Raw genomic sequence first — 17,929 nt, forward strand, 5'->3', positions numbered from 1 at the left:
CCGCATCGGGCGTGAGAAACCGCACGAGACGGTGTCTCCCACGCCCGATCGGTTCGTCACCGCGAGCGGCGGTGCGTCACTGCTCGATGGCGCTCTGCGACGGTCCGCCCGACTTGAGGGCCGCCAGCCGCGCCTCGACCTCGGTCAGCTCGCCGACGTCTTCGAGGGCCTCGAACTGCGCGTCGATCGTCGAGGCGGCGAGTTCCGCCTTGCCGGCGGCCAGTGCCTCCTGGCGGCGCACCTTGTCTTCGAAGCGGCCCAGCTCACTGGTCGGGTCGAGCACGTCGATCGACTTGACCGCGTCGTGCACCTTGTTCTGCGCCTCGGCGGTCTTGGCCCGCGCCAGCAGTTCGGACCGCTTCGAGCGCAGCTGCTCGAGCTTCTGCTTCATGCCGTTGAGGCCGTCTTTGAGCTTGTCGACGACCTCGGTCTGTGCCGCGATCGACGGGGCGAGGGCCTTGGCCTCGTTCTCTTCGCTGATCTGACGCTGCAGGGCGATCTTGGCGAGGTTGTCGAACTTGTCGGCGTCGGTCGTGTTTCCGGTGCCGCGGAGCTCGTCGGCCTTCTTGCTCGCGGCGAGGGCCTTGCTGCCCCATTCGGCGGCGGCCTGCACGTCTTCCTGGTGGTCGCGCTCGAGCAGGCGCAGGTTGCCGATCGTCTCGGCGATGGCCGCCTCGGCGTCGGCGATGGAGTTGGTGTAGTCGCGCACCAGCTGGTCGAGCATCTTCTGCGGGTCTTCGGCGGAGTCGAGGAGCGCGTTGATGTTCGCCTTCACCAGCGTGGAGATGCGACCGAAGATGGACTGCTTTGCCATCGGATTTCCTTCCTGTCGGATGAGTGATTCAGGTCTGTGTTCAGGGGCGGATGCGGTGGCCGCCTGCTCAGAAGCGCACTCCGCCGCGGCGCCCCCTGGTGCCGCCGCCGCCGAAGCTGCCGGGGCTGAAGCCGCCGCCTCGCCCGCCGCTGGAGCGTCCGCCGCCGCCGAGCATGCCGCCCCTGCCGCCGCCCCGCCCGCCGCCGGAGAGCATGGAGTTGATGACGATGCCGCCGAGCACGGCGCCCATCATGCCGCCGCCGCCCGACGATCCACCGGCAGAGCCGCCGAACATGCCGCCGCCGTCGAAGGCGCCGACGTCGTTCTGCGCGGCCTGGATGGCCTGGCCCGCGAGCTGATCGGCGCGCTGGGCGTACTGCAGCGCCTGCTGCGGATCGGTGGACTGCAGCTGCTGGGCCTTGACCAGCGAGGCGCCTGCCTCGGCGAGGCGCGTGCGCGCCGTGGCGCCGATCGCGCCGCGGCGCGAGGTGATGTAGTCCTCGGCGGTCGAGACCTGCGCCTGCGCCTGCATCATGACCTGGCCCAGCATCTGCTGACTGCGCTGGGCCTGCGCCTGTGCGTCGCGCACGCCCTGCACGAGGGTGTCGATCTGCGTGTTGGCCGACTGCAGCGCCTGCAGGGTCAGAAGCGGGCGCTTCTGCGTGCCCGAGAGGTTCGCCGTGGCGGCGTCGACCTGCTGGCGGGTCGAGGCGATGACCGCCGCGAGGCGCCCGTCGGGGTCGGGGAGGGCTGAGGCCGCGGCGATGTCTCCCTGCAGATCGGCGATGAGGGCTCGGGCGTTCTGCTCGCCCTCGGCGAGGTCCGATGCCAGTTTGTCGACGGCCTTCTCGAGCAGCACGGCCTGGTCGACCGCCTCTTCGGCGGCGCGGATCGCGACGGCCGCCTCGCCCGTCTGCGTCGCGCCGATCGCCGTCTGCGCCGCCGCCAGCTGCTCGTCGGCGAACGCGATGCGCGCCTGGGCCTGCGCGGGGTTGTCGGCGACGGTCGACAGCGCCTCGGGGGCGTACGAGCCGGAGAGGGCGGCCAGGCGCGCGGTCGCGGCCTGGATGCCGTCGGCGGCGGCCTGGCGCAGCCCCTGCACGCGCGTCAGCGCCGCGGGGGCGTCGTGCTCGAGCTTGCGCAGCTCGTCGAAGTCGGCCGCCTTCTCGTCGAGCATCCGATTGGCGGTCTCGAGCAGCTGGATGATCTGCACGTTCCACGCCCGCGTCTGCTGTTCGCTGTCGGGCGTGCCGTCGTCGAGCTGCTGCTGGATCGAGAACGCCTGGTCGAGGCCGGTCTTGGCGTCGGCGAGCGCCTTCTCGAAATCGGCGGTCGCGGCGTCGCCGAACTGCGCCTTGGCGAATCCCAGCTCCTCCTCGCTGGTCTTGACGGCGTCGTCGGTCTGAACGAGGGCGGATGCTGCGCGCCTCGCGAGCTCCTTCGTGCCGAGGGCCTCGAGCCCCGTCGCAGGTGTCGAGCCTGCGACCTGCCCCTGGCCGCGCTTGCGGCGCCGCGCGCGCACGATGAGCCAGATGACGACGACGGCGATCGCGGCCAGCACGACGAAGATCAGGAAGCCGCCGATGCTGCTCCCGGAGCCGGGGTCGTCGAGGTGGGAGCCGCCCGAGGAGGTCTCGAACGAGTCGGCCGCGGTCTCGATCATTCCCGCCCAGTCGCCGGCGGTGGCCAGCGGCTTGATCTCGGCCTCGATCGCGTTCAGCTGGTCGTCGGTGAGGGGCCCTGTGCTGTCGGCCGAGATGTAGAGCTGGCGCCCCGTGGTGGCGACGGCGAGCAGGTACTGCGTCACGCCGAGCCCGTTGTCGAGGGCGACCTGGTCTGCCCACTCCTGGCTGCTGGTGGGGTCGGTGAACTCGTCGACGAAGACGACGAACAGGTCGTTGCCGGTGCTCTCGAACAGGTCTGTCAGACGCGTCTGCGCGGCGGAGGCCTCGGAGGCGGTCAGCGCGCCGACCTCGTCGGTGACGTACCCGGAGCCCAGCGCGACCGGAGCGGTGGCCCACGCGGCGGGGGAGGTGAAGGCGAGTGCGGCCACGATGATCGCCGCGAGCGCCCCTGCCCATCGCGCGCGCATCGGAACCCCTTCCACAGGGCCCGCTGGCCCGGATCTCGGCGGAGCACGACGGCTCCCGTGCCGAGTCTATGCAGGGGGCGGCATGCGGCGACAGGGGAAGTGCTGTGTGAATCCGATGGGCGCGGGTCGCTCCCGCGATCGGGCGCCGGGCGAGGTTAGGGTGGCTGACTCGGAGGAGTGATGGACGACCGCTACGGCACCGATGTGCTGGCCGCAGGCTGGCGCGAACGCGCGCGCCGCGAGGTGCCGAAGGTGCCCGCATCCGCCGATCTCGTCGTCGAGGTCGCGGCCGACGGCTACTGCGGTGCGGTGGTCGGCGTGGCGTCGGGGCTCGTCGAGCTCGAGGACCGCGGCGGCAGGCGGCGGCTGTTCCCGCTCGGCGCCGGCTTTCTCATCGACGGACGCGACGTCGTGCTCACCGCCCCCATCGCGGCCCCCGCCGCCCCGCAGCGCACGGCATCCGGCTCGTTCGCGGCCCCCGATGCGCGTGCTCGCGTCGCCCGTGCGAGCCGCATCTTCGTCGAGGGGCGCCACGACGCCGAGCTCGTCGAGAAGGTGTGGGGAGACGACCTGCGCGCCGAGGGCGTCGTCGTCGAATACCTGCAGGGCATCGATCTGCTCGAGGCCGCCCTCGACGAGGAGCCGCCCAGCGCGCAGCGCCGCTACGGCGTGCTCGTCGACCACCTCGTGCCGGGGTCAAAGGAGACCCGGATCGCCCAGCGCATCCTGGCCGGACGCCACGGCGCGCACCTGAAGATCGTCGGGCACCCCTACGTCGACGTGTGGCAGTGCGTCACTCCGCAGGCGATGGGCATCGCCCGGTGGCCCGAGGTGCCCCGCGGCACCGACATCAAGGTCGGCACGTGCCGCGCCTTCGGCTGGCCAGCCGAGACCCAGGCCGACCTCGCCCGGGCCTGGCAGCGCATCCTCGCCCGCGTGCACAGCTACCGCGATCTCGAGCCTGCTCTGCTCGGTCGCGTCGAAGAGCTCATCGACTTCACGACGGCCGACACCGGTCGTTGAGCGAGGCCGCGAAGCGGCCGAGACGAAACGCCCCGTACCCTGGATCCGTGCCCGATTCCGCCACTCCCGAGCGCCGCTTCCGCGATCGCCCCGTCTCGTTCGTCCGGCGCAGCGGCCGCATGTCGGAGGGGCAGGAGCGTGCATGGAGCGAGCTCGCGCCCTCCTACGTCATCGACGTGCAGCGGGATGCCGCCTCCACCAGCATCCGCCCGGGGTCGGTGATCGAGCCCGCCGCCGTCTTCGGTCGATCCGCGCCGCTCATCGCCGAGATCGGCTCTGGGCAGGGGCACGCGATCGTGCACGCGGCCTCGTCGCGGCCCGAGGCGGACTTCGTCGCGATCGAGGTGTTCAAGGCCGGGCTTGCCCGCACGATGCTCGACGCCGACCGTGTCGGCGTGCGCAATCTGCGCCTCGTGGAGGCCAACGCCCCCGAGGTGCTGCAGCACCTGCTGCCGGCGGCCTCGCTCGACGAGCTGTGGGTGTTCTTCCCCGATCCGTGGCACAAGAAGAAGCACACCAAGCGGCGCCTGGTCGCCCCCGAGTTCCCGCCGCAGGCGGCCGCCGCGCTGCGCGCCGACGGTGTGCTGCGTCTGGCCACCGACTGGGAGGACTACGCCCTGCAGATGCGCGATGTGCTCGACGCGGCCGATGACTTCGAGCGCGCCTTCGAGGGGGAGTGGGCGCCCCGCTTCGACGGGCGCACGATGACCGCCTTCGAGCGCAAGGGCATCGCCAAGGGCCGCGAGATCCGCGATCTGGCCTACCGTCGCGTCTCATGACGCCCCCGCAGAGCGGCCGCTGACGTGCCCGCCCTCACGCCCGCCGTCTCCCGCCCGCTGTGGTCTGGATCCGTCGTGCCGGCACTGCTCGTGTGTCTGGCCGCGCCCGCCTTCTTCGTCGCGCGGATCCCGTGGCTGGGCTGGGTGCTGCTGGCGGGCGGGATGCTGGGGGCCTGGCTCGTCGAGCGGCGTGCCGCGGAGCCGGTGGCGGCCGCATCCGCTCGTCGCCCGAGTCTCGTGCGCGACCTCTCGCTGATCGCGCTGGGGCTGCTCGTCGTCAGCGCGATCCCGCTGAAAGCCGAGCTCGACAACGCGGCGATGGTGCGGTTCGCGCTCGCCCTCGGCGGCGCGGTCGCCGTGCCCTACGGGCTCTCGCGGTGGGTCTACCGAGACCACGCCATCCGCTTCCCGTGGCGCGGCGGCGGGCGCTGGTCGCTGTTCCAGTGGACGTGGCTGGCCGCGGTGCTGGTGCTCGGCTGGCTGATCCTGCCGTTCTACTTCATCACCTCGGGCGTGTATCTGAACTGGCCGACGGTCGACACGCCCGAACTCATCGCGCGGCTGTTCGTGGGAGTCGGGGCGGTCGGCATCTGGGACGAGCTGTTCTTCATCTGCACGGTGTTCGCGCTGCTGCGCCGGCACTTCCGCGACGGTGTCGCGAACGTGCTGCAGGCGGTCGTGTTCGTCTCGTTCCTGTGGGAGCTGGGGTACCAGGCCTGGGGCCCGCTGCTCACGATCCCGTTCGCGCTGCTGCAGGGGTTCATCTTCTTGCGCACACGGTCGCTGGCCTACGTCGTGACGGTGCATCTGCTGTTCGACGCCGTGGTCTTCGCGGTGCTCGTGCACGCGCACAACCCCGGACTGCTCGACGGCCTGTTCCTGGTGCCGGCGCCCTGAGCGCCCGCGAAGATTCATGTTCAACATGACGTCGAGGTGACTTGCCGCTGAACTCTTGACGCGGGTCGGGCCGCGGTGGGATCTTCGTTCTCGCAAGGGGAGAACGGAAACGAAAGAACCCGCAAGGGAACCGACACAGAGACCGATCTTGCACCTGATGATCGCCCCCGGGCGTGGGCTTCGGCCCCGTTTCCCGGGGGCGATCTTCGTGCGTGCGGCGGGGCGCCTGGCCCGCGTTACGACGCCTTCTTCGACGTGATCGTGAGTGCCGGCGAGGTGGGTGCCGAGGTCGCCGCCACCTGCAGACCCACGTTCACGGTCTGGCCCTTGGCCAATGTCGCGGCCCAGTCCGAGCCCGCGCAGGTGATGACGGCCTTGGCGACGCTGCAGGTCATGCCCCAGCTGTTCACGATGCCGGTCGCCTTCGCCGACGACCACGTCAGCGACCACGACTTCGCGCCCTGGGGTGCGGTCACCGCGACCTGCGCGACGTAGCCGTCGGCCCATGCGCTCTGGGTCTGCCAGGAGACCTTCACGCCGGCCGCGTTCGACGACGACGATGACGAGGTCGCCGATGGCGTGGGTGTCGGGGTCTTCGTGGCGGTGGGCGAGGGCACCGCCGTCGCGCCCGCGCCCAGCAGCGGCTTGAGCGCCGTCAGCTTGGCCGACTGCGCCGTCTTCCAGTCGTCTTTCAGCAGCCCACCCGTGTCGCCGCTGTTCGGGTTGAACGACCAGTAGGCGAAGCTCATCCCCTTCTTCTTGAGGTAGCTCACGATGGCCTTCAGCCACTTCTTGTCGCTGGAGGTCTCGTACTTCGTGCCGAATTCTCCCAGGAGCACCGGGGCGATGCCCTGGGTCTGGATGTAGCCCCAGTTCTTCTCCCAGACCCCTGCGAGGTTGCTCGGATAGTTCGAGGCGCCGAACCACGACTGCGCGTAGACGGTCGACGGATAGTCGTGCGGAGAGTAGACGACCTTGTTCTTGACCTTCAGGGTGACCGGCTTGGTCTTCACCCCGCGCAGCCCTCCGCCCCACCACGTCGAGGTGCCGTCCTGCTCCCGCTCGACCCCCTCGACGATGATCAGCACCTTCGGGTTGACCGTGTGGATCGCGTTGCCGGCCCGGATGGCCGCGGCCCGCCAGTCGCGCTTACTGTCGCCGCAGCCCCAGCACGCCTGCCCGTGCGGCTCGTTGTGCAGGTCGAAGCCGATGACATTCGACTGGGACTTGTAGCGCGCAGCCAGCATCTTCCAGTCGGCGATCCAGGTCTTCTCGCTGTACCGCGCCGTGTACCAGAGTTCGGACTGCGAGCCCGAGTCGGGGCGGTGGCGGTCGAGGATGACGTTCAAGCCGTACGCCTCGGCGCGGGCGATGACGGTGTCCATGAGCTTCAGCGGGGTGAGCGAGACGAGCTTCGGGTTCACCTGCGCGCTGATCGACGACGTCGTCTTCTGGTCGAGGCACTCGTTCGAGTACGGCAGCCGGATCGTGTTGAACCCCCACCCGGCGATCTTCTTCAGGCCCGCGTCGAGCGAGATCGACCACAGTCCGTGCGGGGCGCAGTTCGACGTCTCCATGCCGAACCAGGCGGTCGCCTTGATCGTGTAGGTCGAGCCGGATGCCGTCACCACCCGTGCCCCCTTCGTCGAGAGCCACCCGGGGGTGTCCGCCTGCGCGGGGGCGGCGGCAGCGAGGGAGATGCCCAGCACGAGTGCGACGGCGACGAGCGCCGACAGCATCCGCCTCATCATGGTGCTCACTTCACACGGCTCGTCGAGGTCGAGACCTTCGATGCCGTCGTGTACCCGGCCTTCTTTCCGGTGACCTTCACCTTCACCGTCTTCCCCTTGTCGGAGCTGCGCAGCGTGAAGGTCGACTTCGTCGCCTTCGACACGGCCTTGCCGCCGACGTACCACTGGTAGGTGAAGGTCGTGCCGCTGGTCCAGGCGCCGGGCTTGGCGGTGAGCTTCTTGCCGACCTTGACGGTGCCCGAGATCTTGGGCGTCGCCTTCTTCAGCGTGGAGGCCTTGGCGACCTTGGCGGTCGCCTTCGAGGTCGTCGAGGCTGTCGTGAAGCCGGCTCTCTTGCCGGTGACCTTCACCGTCACGGTCTTGCCCGCGTGGGAGGCGGTCGGGGTGAAGGTCGATTTGGTCGCCCCTGAGACGGCGGTGCCGCCCACGTACCAGCGGTACGACAGGGCTGTCCCGATGCTCCAGGTGCCGGGCTTCGCGGTGAGCTTCAGGCCGACCTTCGCGGTGCCCGAGACGGTGGGCGTCGCGGTGGTGAGGGTGCGGGAGCGCTCGTCGAAGCTGACGTCGACCACGGCGGCGTCTCCGTCGGTCGAGACGACCTCGATGCGGGCACCCGGCAGAGTGCTCTCCTGTGAGGTGAAGACCTCGCCGGCCGCGTACGAGAGCCGTCCGTTCTCGCTGTTGCGCAGCACGGTCGACGCCGCGCCGGCGCAGCTGGCCGCGCCAGGGACGCACCGCACGAGCTTGAGCACGCGCACGCCGGGGGAGTAGGTCGCCACATACGGGCTGATCGTCGTGTAGAACGACGCGGCATCGCGCCCCGTGCCGGAGCGGTACTCGACATAGAGGTGCGCGCCGGTGCCCTGATCGACGACGTCGAGTCCGCGCAGCCCCGAGTCGGCGCTTGCGCGCTGCAGCGTGAATCGCTGCGTGCTCCCGGCAGCCGCCGTCACCGTGATCAGCGACGGGTCGGCGCCGGTGAGGGTGAGCGCCCCGAGGTTCGCCTTCTGCGACACGTTCAGGGCCCCGACGTTGCGCGTGTTGGTGAAGAGGCCGTTGTTGTAGCTGATGCCGCCGCCCATGACGTCGTAGAAGTCGTAGTACTCGCGCTGCGTGCAGCCCGTGCCGTCGATCGTCGGCAGGGGGCATTCGGTGACGTTCGAGTGACCGAGGCCCAGGTTGTGGCCGAACTCGTGGAAGAGCACGAGATCCCAGTCGAGCGGGTCGGCGGCGACCGACGACCAGGTCACGCCGCCGGCGTGCACGGAGCCCACCGTCCCGAGACCCGAGCCCACCGTGCAGACGCTGTCGGGCACGAGCACGACGAGGTGGGCTGCGTGTCCTCCTGCCCAGTAGTACGAGTCGGGGTCTTCGCTCGGCCCCGTGCGATCGAAGCCTGCCTCTCCCGCGGCGTAGATCCAGGTGGTGTCGGGATCGCACAGGCCCGCGGCCTTCGACATCGTGGCGTACTTCACGTCGGACGCGCGGGTCACCTGGGCGATCTGTCCGTCTGACTGGGACGACCAGTACTCGCTGAGCCGGGCGATCGCGGCGTCGATCGCGGATGCTGTCGGCACCGCCGATCCCGCCGGTGCGAGGTACATGACGTCCACCGTGTGCGCGGCGGCAGCGGCCGCCGCCTGCACGGTCGGCGTCAGCTCCGCCTCGACCACCTCGAGCGGGGTGTCGAGCGCCTCGCTCGCCTCGGCGACGACCGAGCCCAGCGCGGCCTCATCGGGGTCGCCGTCGATCGCCTGGGCGATGGCGTCGGTGACTTCGACCACGCCCTCGAACCTGTCGCCCGAGACGGCATGCTGCACCGGCTCGCCGACCAGCTCCACCCGGGTGCCGTCGTCGGTGACCAGCACGACGGTGTCGCCTGTCGGAGTCCCGGTGTCGGCGTGACCGAGCCCTGTCTCATCCGGCAGCACCTGCAGCACGCCCTCGAGGGCGGTCTCGGAGGGCAGATCGGGAGTCGCGGCAGTCGCCGAGGGCGCGACGAACGACGAGAGGGCGAGCGCGATGGCGGCGGCCCACGCAGCGGGGCGGGCGAGACGGGGGGTCACGAGTGACAGCATGGCGTATCTGAGCGTCTGCTGCGCGCACGGCGTGCGGTGGCACCCTATCCGCGAGAGCGGTCGGCACCGCCTCAACGCATGATGATCGAGCCCCAGCCCTTCTCCACGCTCTTCCCGTCGATCTGCGCGCCGTCGTAGATCACGACGTTGCCCGCTTCGGATTCGACGACGTTCCCGAGGACAGCCCCGTACTCGTAGACGAGCACGTCGCCGTCCGATGTCTCCCGCACGTTCCCTTCCACGAGGCCGCGGACGAGGATCGATCCCGCGCCGTACTCGACGACGCTTCCGACTTCGGCGCTGCGCTCGAGGATCACGCCCCCGGCGTCGAAGTCCTTCACCGCGCCCGGAACCTCGCCGTAGATGCGGATCCTGCCGGAGAAGGCGCCGGAGCGATCGTGCGACTCGGTGACACTGCCGGCGTACCCGCGGACGATGACGTCGCCGGCGAGCTTCTCGGCGACGTGGCCCATGACCCGGCCGCTGATGGAGACGTTTCCGTCACCCGCGTCGGCGACCGAGCCGAAGACCGTGCCGTCCGTGCCGATGAGGACACCGCCGGTTCCGTATTTGCGGACGTCGCCGGAGACCGTCCCGAATACCCTCACGGATCCGTTCTGGACGATGAGGTCGCCGTTGATCCTCGCCGAACTGGGGACGATGGCGGTGCCGTCTCTGACGATCAGGTCGCCTTGGATGACGCCGTGGGTCGGCACCCGGTAATCGCCGGTGCGGATGGTGGGTTGGCTATCCGCGGCGTACGCGGAGACGGGCGCGGCGACGATCATGACCGCAGCAGCGGCGATCGCGAAGAAGCGTGCGGCTCTCATGGGGCTCAGCCTTTCGTCGGTGAAGGGACTGCTCGTGACCTATGTCTACCTCATCGACGGCGGCACCCGGAGAACGGGCCAGGGCCGACCCGAAGGTCGGCGCCGGCCTGTTCCTCGTGCACGCGCTGTGCCCCCGACAGGAATCGAACCTGCGACCTTTGGTACCGGAAACCAACGCTCTATCCCCTGAGCTACGGAGGCGTACCGATCGAGGGTATCACCGCTCGCACCCCGGATCCGACGCCGACCACAGCGCGGCGGGCCCCGCATCGGCGTGGCGCTGGAGGCCCTGCACAACCGCTTCGGCGCAGCGTCGGCGGCGTGCGAGGATACTGCGGTGCAGCGCATCGTGACCGCCGAACTCGACCTCGAACTGGGGGCGTCCGTCGACCTCATCTTCCAGATCGCCGCGGCCCAGCATGTGCCCATGACGGCGGAGTCGCTGACCTTCACGCAGGGCGACCGCGTGTACACCCCGACCGAGATCGTCGACCAGTCCGGCACCCGCCTGCACCGCCTCACGGGTGAGGCCGGCACGCTGCAGATGCGCTACGAGGCGACCGTCGACGGACTCGCCCCCGCCAGCCGCACGAGCGACCTCGAGGCCATCACCTACCTGCGTCCCAGCCGCTACTGCCAGTCCGACGAGGTGTTCAGCCAGGCCCGCCGGCAGTTCAAGGGGCTGCACGGGGTCGACCTCATCCAGGCGGTCTCCGACTTCGTCGCGGCGAGCACGACCTACACCCCGGGGCTCAGCCAGGGCACCGACAGCGCCGTGACGACCCTCATGACGGGCCAGGGCGTCTGCCGCGACTACGCGCACGTCGTGATCGCGCTGCTGAGGGCCATGGACATGCCCGCCCGTTACGCGGCCTGCTACGCCCCCGGTCTTCGACCGATGGACTTCCACGCCGTCGCCGAGGCCTACTTCGACGGGGCCTGGTACGTCATCGACGCGACGCGCCTGGCCGACCGCCGCTCGCTCGTGCGCATCGCGACCGGGAGGGATGCCGCCGACTGCGCGTTCCTCAGCTACCACGGCGGGTACGTGGGCCTTCAGCACATGCGCGTGGACGCATGGACCGTGCCGGATGCCGCGGCCGACCTCGAGGCCGCTGCGCCCCTCGAAGACGACCCGACCCTGCTCGTGCAGATCGCCTGAGCACGCAGGGCGGGCGCAGGCTCCGCAACTAGACTTGACGGGCTATGGATCCAGAAGCCCTCTCCCTCGCCCTGCTCGACGTCGTCACACCTCTGGCCGAGGCCCGACGAGCCGGCTCCACGGCAGGGCTCACGGCATCCGATCTGCCGCTCGAGCGCCCCAAGAACCGCGACCACGGCGATTGGGCCTCCAACGCAGCCCTCAAGCTCGCCAAGGCGGTCGGCGCGAACCCCCGGGAGTTCGCCGCCGAGATCGCCGCGGGCCTCGAGCAGGTCGACGGCGTCGCGAGCGTCGAGGTCGCAGGTCCCGGCTTCATCAACATCCGCCTGGACGCCGCCGCCGCGGGCGCTCTGGCGAAGTCCATCGTCGATTCGGGAGCGGCCTTCGGCTCCAACGAGTCGCAGCGCGGCAACACGATCAACCTCGAGTTCGTCAGCGCGAACCCCACCGGCCCGATGCACATCGGCCACACGCGGTGGGCGGCCCTGGGCGACGCGATGGCGCGCCTGCTGCTGGCCAGCGGCGCCACGCTCGTGCGCGAGTTCTATGTCAACGACGCCGGCGCGCAGATGGACCGCTTCGGCCGTTCGGTGCTCGCCGCCGTCAAGGGCGAGCCGACGCCGGAAGACGGGTACCCGGGCTCGTACATCGACGATCTCGCGCAGCGCGTGACGGCCGCCGTGCCCGACCTGCTCCACAAGACCGCCGACGAGCAGCTCGTCATCGCCCGCGACCGCGCCTACGAGCTGCAGCTGGGGGACCTTCAGGCGTCGCTGGAGAAGTTCAACGTGCACTTCGATGTGTTCTTCAGCGAGCGTGTGCTGCACGCGCGGGGGGAGCACGACGAGCCGAGCCTTGTCGACGAAGCCGTCGAGCGCCTGCGCGAGCAGGGGCACGTCTTCGACGACGAGGGCGCCGTGTGGGTGCGCACCACCGACTTCGGCGATGACAAAGACCGTGTCATCCGCCGCTCCAACGGCGAGTACACCTACTTCGCCGCCGACGCCGCCTACTACCTCAACAAGGGCGACCGCGGCTTCGCGCACAAGATCTACCTGCTCGGCGCCGACCACCACGGCTACGTGCATCGCCTCAAGGCGCTCGCCGGTGCCGCCGGCGACGATCCGGAGAAGGACATCGAGGTGCTGATCGGCCAGCTCGTGTCGGTCAACGGCGCACGGCTGAGCAAGCGCGCCGGCAACATCATCGAGCTCGACGACCTGCGCGACTGGATCGGCACCGATGCGCTGCGCTACTCGCTCGCGCGCTACCCCGCCGACTCGCCGCTGACCCTCGATCCCGAGATCCTGCGCAAGCGCACCAACGACAACCCCGTCTTCTATGTGCAGTACGCGCACGCGCGCACGCACAACGTGGCCCGCAACGCCGCCCAGTCGGGGGTCGACCGCAGCGCGTTCGCCCCCGAGCTGCTCACCCACGAGACCGAGTCGGCGCTGCTGGGGGCGCTGCAGGAGTTCCCGCGCACCGTGGCCTTCGCCGCGGAGGTGCGCGAGCCCCACCGCGTCGCGCGCTACCTCGAAGAGCTCGCGGGCCTCTACCACCGCTGGTACGACAACTGCCGCGTCATCCCGCTCGGCGACGAGCCGGTCGAAGACCTGCACCGCACGCGGCTGTGGCTCAACGACGCCACGGGCCAGGTGCTGCGCAACGGCCTGGACCTGCTGGGCGTGAGCGCACCGGAGCGGATGTAGCGATGAGCGCGCCCACTCGCCGTCGTCGCGTCTGGCCGTGGCTGGTGGGCGTCGCGATCGTCGCGGTGCTGGCCGTCGTCGCGTGGTTCGTCGGCGAGGCGATCGCCCGCGACCTCGTCACCCGCACGATCCGCGAGACGGTCGTCACCGAGCTCTCGCTGCCCGCCGACCAGCAGATCGATGTGGGCGTGGAGGGCAGCGTGCTCCCTCAGCTGATCGGCGGCACGCTGACCGAGGTGCACATCGCCTCCGACGACGTCACGCTCGACGGGCTTACCGGCGATGTGAGCGTGTCGCTGACCGACGTGCCGGTGCGCGGGGGCGAGATCGGCGCCGGCAGCGCCACCATCGCCCTGGACGAGACCCAGGTGCGTCAGCTCATGTCGCGCGTCGACGGGTTCCCGGCTGAGAGCCTCGGGCTCGCCGCACCCGACGTGACCTTCTCGACCGAGCTCAGCCCCTTCGGTCTCAGCATTCCGGTCGGCGTCGCCGTGACCCCGAGCGCCGACGCCGGTGACATCGTGCTCACGCCCGCATCGCTCGAGCTCGGCGGTGCCGAGATCAGCGCCGACGATCTGCGCGGTCGCTTCGGGGCGCTCGCCGACGCGGTGCTGCGTGATTGGACCGTCTGCATCGCCGAGTACCTGCCGGCGGGCGCCACCCTCACCTCGGTCGAGGTCTCGGGCGATGCGCTCGTGGCGGGGTTCGATCTGGCCGGCGGCATCGCGGTCGACCCCGACCTGCAGCAGCCAGGAACCTGCGCCTGAACGGGCCGTCATGCAGCCGAGCACTCTCGGCGGTGTGCCCTAGACTGCCAGTACTGCCCGGCGCGTGGGTCCACCGGTCGCGGCAGGCGCTTCGCCGGGGGCTCGTCCCGCGGCAGCGCGCCGAAGCATCCACCGATTGGCTCTCTCGTGTCCGCCCCCTCACCCGACCAGCCTCTGGCACCCGCATGGCTCGCCGTGCCCGCCGATGCGAATGCGCTGCCGCCCGCCGTGTGGCCGGCGTCGGCGGAACGCGACGGAGACGGGATGCTGTCGCTCGGCGGCGTGGCGGCAGATGATCTGCGTGCGGCCTACGGCACGCCGCTGTACGTCGTCGACGAAGACGACGTGCGCGCCCACGCCCGCCGCACGCTCGCGGCCTTCCGCTCGGCGGCCGAGGCGCACGGCGTGCAGGCGCGGGTGTACTACGCCGGAAAGGCGTTCCTGTGCACCGAGGTCGTGCGCTGGGTCACCGACGAGGGCCTCGCCGTCGACGTGTGCACCGGGGGAGAGCTCGCCGTCGCGCTGGCGGGCGGTGCCGCCCCCGAGCGCCTCGGCTTCCACGGCAACAACAAGTCGGTCGCAGAGCTCGAACGCGCCGTCGAGGTCGGCATCGGCTCGATCGTGCTCGACAGCGCGATCGAGCTGGAGCGCCTCGCCGCGATCGCCGAGCGCCGCGGCGTCGTGCAGCCGGTGCTCGTGCGGGTCAACAGCGGCGTGCACGCCGAGACCCACGACTTCCTCGCGACCGCACACGAAGACCAGAAATTCGGCTTCACCCTCGACGAGGCCCGCGTGGTGGTCGCCCGCATCCGCGAAGTGCCGTCGCTGCGTTTCGTGGGACTGCACTGCCACATCGGCTCGCAGATCTTCGGCGTCGCCGGCTTCGCCGAGTCGGCCGCGCGCGTGGTCGACCTCCATGCCGAGCTGCTCGCCGGCGGTGAGATCCCCGTGCTCAACCTCGGCGGCGGCTTCGGCATCGCCTACACCTCCGTCGATGACCCGACCCCGATCGAGCAGCTGGCCGTCGGCATCGTCGACGCCGTCGCCCGTGAGTGCGAGGTGCGCGGCATCCCGCTCCCGAACCTCGCCTTCGAACCCGGCCGCTCGATCGTCGGCCAGGCCGGCGTCACCCTCTACGAGGTCGGCACGACCAAGCCGGTGCACCTGGGCGAGGCGGGCGACCGGCTCTATGTCAGCGTCGACGGGGGCATGAGCGACAACGCCCGACCCGCCCTCTACGGCGCCGAGTTCTCGGCGCGCATCGCCTCGCGCACCTCCGACGCCGATCCGGCGCTCGTCCGGGTGGTGGGCAGGCACTGCGAGTCGGGCGACATCGTGGTCGACCACGAGTATCTGCCGGCCGATGTCGCCCCCGGCGACCTGCTGGCCGTTCCCGCGACGGGGGCCTACTGCTTCTCGCTCGCGTCGAACTACAACCACGTCCCCCGTCCGCCCGTCGTGGCGGTGCGAGGGGGCAAGGCGCGCGTCATCGTGCGCGGCGAGACGATCGACGATCTGCTCGCCCGCGATCCGGGCGCCGCGACGGAAGGGGAGATGTGACCGACTACCGCACCCTGCGGGTGGCGCTGCTCGGAGCCGGAGCCGTGGGCTCGCAGGTGGCCGCGCTGCTGCGCCGGCACGCCGACGAGCTCGCCGACCGCGCCGAGGCGCGGCTGGAGCTCGCCGGCATCGCCGTGCGCGACGTCGACGCCCCGCGCGAGGCAGACCTGCCCCGCGAGCTGTTCACGACCGACGCCGAGACCCTGATCGTCGGCTCCGACATCGTCATCGAGCTCATGGGCGGCATCGAGCCGGCGCGCACCTACATCCTGCAGGCGCTGAATTCCGGCGCCGATGTCGTGACGGCCAACAAGGCCCTCCTGGCCACCCACGGCAGCGAGATCTTCGATGCCGCCGACCAGGTGGGCGCCTCGGTGTACTACGAGGCCGCCGCCGCCGGCGCCATCCCGATCATCCGCCCGCTGCGCGACTCGCTCGCCGGCGACCGGGTCGTGCGCATCATGGGCATCGTCAACGGCACGACCAACTACATCCTCGACCGCATGGACACCGAGGGCGCCGAGTTCGCCGACGTGCTGGCCGACGCGCAGGCGCTCGGCTACGCCGAAGCCGACCCGACGGCCGACGTCGAGGGCTACGACGCGGCGCAGAAGGCCGCGATCCTCGCCTCGCTCGCCTTCCACACCTCGGTGCCGCTGGACGCGGTGCACCGCGAGGGCATCACGCAGGTCGACAAGGCGATGATGGATGCCGCCCGCCACGCGGGCTATGTCATCAAGCTCCTCGCGGTGTGCGAGCGGCTGACGACGGATGCGGCGACCGAGGCGATCTCGGTGCGCGTCTATCCGGCGCTGGTTCCCCGCACGCATCCGCTGGCGAGCGTGCACGGCGCCAACAACGCCGTGTTCGTGCAGGCGGAGGCCGCCGGAAACCTCATGTTCTACGGCGCCGGCGCCGGCGGCGTGCAGACCGCGTCGGCCGTGCTCGGCGACGTCGTCTCGGCCGCTCGGCGTCACATCGCCGGTGGCGTCGGGGTGGGGGAGTCGACGAGGGCGAACCTTCCCGTCGTGCCGATCGGGCACGTCACGACCCGCTACCAGATCACGCTCGAAGTCGACGACCGGCCCGGCGTGCTGGCCACGGTCGCCGGCATCCTCAGCGACGGACGCGTGTCGGTCGCGACCCTCGAGCAGACCGTGGTGGCGGAGGCGAACGGCCACCCCGGTGTCGCCCGCCTCGTCATCGGCACCCACCGGGCGCGGGAACAGGACCTCAGCGAGACCGTCGAACGGCTCGCGGCGAGCGGCGTGGTCGAACGCGTCGTCTCGGTGTTGCGTGTAGAAGGAGATTGAGATGGCACATGTGTGGCGCGGAGTCCTCCGCGAGTATGCCGACCGGCTCGGCGTGACCGATGCATCCACGGTCGTGACCCTCGGCGAGGGCGGCACCCCGCTGCTGCCGGCGCCGTCGCTGTCGCGGCGGACCGGTGCCGATGTCTGGGTCAAGTTCGAGGGCATGAACCCGACCGGCTCGTTCAAGGACCGCGGCATGACCGTCGCGCTCTCGCGTGCCGTCGAGCACGGCGCGAAGGCCGTGATCTGCGCCTCGACCGGCAACACTTCGGCCTCTGCCGCGGCCTATGCGGCGCACGCCGGCATCACGGCGGCCGTGCTGGTGCCGGAGGGCAAGATCGCGATGGGCAAGCTCAGCCAGGCGGTCGCCCACAACGGTCAGCTCATCCAGATCCGCGGCAACTTCGACGACTGCCTCGAGATCGCCAGGGAGCTGGCCGACCACTACCCCGTTCACCTGGTCAACTCGGTCAACCCCGACCGCATCGAGGGGCAGAAGACGGCCGCTTACGAGATCGTGGAGGTGCTCGGCGACGCGCCCGACTTCCACTTCATCCCCGTCGGCAACGCGGGCAACTACACGGCGTACTCGCGCGGCTACCGGGAAGAGGCCGAGCGCGGCGTCTCGACCCGTGTGCCCCGCATGTTCGGCTTCCAGGCCGAGGGCTCGGCCCCGCTCGTGCGCGGCGAGGTCGTGCGCAACCCCGAGACCGTCGCCAGCGCCATCCGCATCGGCAACCCGGCCTCGTGGGAGCTGGCGCTGGAGGCCCGCGACGCGACCGACGGCTGGTTCGGCGCGATCGACGACGAGCGCATCCTCGCCGCCCAGAAGCTGCTCGCCGGCGAGGTCGGCATCTTCGTCGAGCCCGCATCGGCCATCTCGGTGGCTGGGCTGCTCGACCGCTCGGAGGCGGGGCTCATCCCCGCCGGGTCCCGCGTCGTGCTGACCGTCACGGGGCACGGACTGAAAGACCCGCAGTGGGCGCTGCGCAACGCCGACGGCTCGCAGGTCGAGCCGACCGTCGTCGACGCCGCCACCTCCGAGGTGGCCTCGGTGCTGGGCCTGCGTCCCGTGGAGGCCTCTGCGTGACAGCATCCGCTGCGGCCCCCGGGCCCGTCGAGGTCCCTGAGCCTGTCGAGGTCCCTGAGCC

General features: G+C 70.7%; 14 protein-coding genes and 1 tRNA gene. 9 read left to right on the forward strand and 6 right to left on the reverse strand.

Translation table 11 applies throughout. The features are described 5' to 3' along the window. Positions 1–76: 76 nt before the first annotated feature. Positions 77–814 carry a PspA/IM30 family protein gene (locus OAW74_RS02760; protein WP_262872806.1) on the reverse strand — a complete coding sequence of 246 codons (738 nt, stop codon included), beginning with the start codon at positions 812–814 and terminating at the stop codon, positions 77–79. A 67-nt stretch (positions 815–881) separates the two neighbouring features. Continuing rightward, the gene (locus OAW74_RS02765) at positions 882–2,906 is read right to left on the reverse strand and encodes a TPM domain-containing protein (protein WP_262872807.1); all 2,025 of its coding nucleotides are present in this window, start codon (positions 2,904–2,906) and stop codon (positions 882–884) included. A 180-nt stretch (positions 2,907–3,086) separates the two neighbouring features. Here OAW74_RS02765 and OAW74_RS02770 point away from each other — a divergent pair, with 180 nt between their 5' ends. The 3 genes from OAW74_RS02770 (at position 3,087) to OAW74_RS02780 (ending at position 5,605) form a co-directional block, all read left to right on the forward strand. Then, positions 3,087–3,929 carry a DUF3097 domain-containing protein gene (locus tag OAW74_RS02770; protein ID WP_262872808.1) on the forward strand — a complete coding sequence of 281 codons (843 nt, stop codon included), beginning with the start codon at positions 3,087–3,089 and terminating at the stop codon, positions 3,927–3,929. A gap of 119 nt (positions 3,930–4,048) precedes the next feature. Then, positions 4,049–4,708, forward strand: a complete 660-nt coding sequence (gene trmB, locus OAW74_RS02775) for a tRNA (guanosine(46)-N7)-methyltransferase TrmB (protein WP_262873906.1) — start codon at positions 4,049–4,051, stop codon at positions 4,706–4,708. Between the two features lie 24 nt (positions 4,709–4,732). After that, positions 4,733–5,605, forward strand: a complete 873-nt coding sequence (locus tag OAW74_RS02780; RefSeq protein WP_262872809.1) for a CPBP family intramembrane glutamic endopeptidase — start codon at positions 4,733–4,735, stop codon at positions 5,603–5,605. A 236-nt stretch (positions 5,606–5,841) separates the two neighbouring features. On the opposite strand, the gene OAW74_RS02785 is transcribed toward OAW74_RS02780, so the two are convergent. The 4 genes from OAW74_RS02785 to OAW74_RS02800 form a co-directional block, all read right to left on the reverse strand. Then, positions 5,842–7,356 carry a cellulase family glycosylhydrolase gene (locus OAW74_RS02785; RefSeq protein ID WP_262873907.1) on the reverse strand — a complete coding sequence of 505 codons (1,515 nt, stop codon included), beginning with the start codon at positions 7,354–7,356 and terminating at the stop codon, positions 5,842–5,844. Positions 7,357–7,361: 5 nt separating this feature from the next. Continuing rightward, positions 7,362–9,422 carry a hypothetical protein gene (locus OAW74_RS02790; protein WP_262872810.1) on the reverse strand — a complete coding sequence of 687 codons (2,061 nt, stop codon included), beginning with the start codon at positions 9,420–9,422 and terminating at the stop codon, positions 7,362–7,364. 83 nt (positions 9,423–9,505) lie between these two features. After that, a complete protein-coding gene (locus tag OAW74_RS02795) occupies positions 9,506–10,264 on the reverse strand; it encodes a hypothetical protein (protein WP_262872811.1) in 759 nt (252 codons plus the stop codon). Positions 10,265–10,392: 128 nt separating this feature from the next. Beyond that, positions 10,393–10,465, reverse strand: a tRNA-Arg gene (locus OAW74_RS02800). Between the two features lie 136 nt (positions 10,466–10,601). On the opposite strand from OAW74_RS02800, the gene OAW74_RS02805 reads away from it, so the two are divergent. The 6 genes from OAW74_RS02805 (at position 10,602) to thrC (ending at position 17,868) form a co-directional block, all read left to right on the forward strand. Then, positions 10,602–11,426: a transglutaminase-like domain-containing protein gene (locus OAW74_RS02805; protein ID WP_262872812.1), complete on the forward strand. Its 825-nt coding sequence runs from the start codon at positions 10,602–10,604 to the stop codon at positions 11,424–11,426. A 44-nt stretch (positions 11,427–11,470) separates the two neighbouring features. After that, the gene (argS, locus tag OAW74_RS02810) at positions 11,471–13,138 is read left to right on the forward strand and encodes an arginine--tRNA ligase (protein WP_262872813.1); all 1,668 of its coding nucleotides are present in this window, start codon (positions 11,471–11,473) and stop codon (positions 13,136–13,138) included. Positions 13,139–13,140: 2 nt separating this feature from the next. Then, the gene (locus OAW74_RS02815; RefSeq protein WP_262872814.1) at positions 13,141–13,905 is read left to right on the forward strand and encodes an LmeA family phospholipid-binding protein; all 765 of its coding nucleotides are present in this window, start codon (positions 13,141–13,143) and stop codon (positions 13,903–13,905) included. A 147-nt stretch (positions 13,906–14,052) separates the two neighbouring features. Further along, positions 14,053–15,465: a diaminopimelate decarboxylase gene (gene lysA / locus OAW74_RS02820; protein ID WP_262872815.1), complete on the forward strand. Its 1,413-nt coding sequence runs from the start codon at positions 14,053–14,055 to the stop codon at positions 15,463–15,465. After that, positions 15,462–16,778, forward strand: coding sequence for a homoserine dehydrogenase (locus OAW74_RS02825; RefSeq protein ID WP_262872816.1), 1,317 nt, complete (start codon positions 15,462–15,464; stop codon positions 16,776–16,778). Before lysA ends, OAW74_RS02825 begins: the two co-directional genes overlap by 4 nt. Before the next feature lies 1 nt (position 16,779). Further along, a complete protein-coding gene (gene thrC / locus OAW74_RS02830) occupies positions 16,780–17,868 on the forward strand; it encodes a threonine synthase (protein WP_262872817.1) in 1,089 nt (362 codons plus the stop codon). Positions 17,869–17,929 lie beyond the last annotated feature (61 nt).

The sequence above is a fragment of the Microbacterium fluvii genome, assembly GCF_025515205.1.
In the GTDB taxonomy this organism is placed as follows: Bacteria; Actinomycetota; Actinomycetes; order Actinomycetales; family Microbacteriaceae; genus Microbacterium; species Microbacterium fluvii.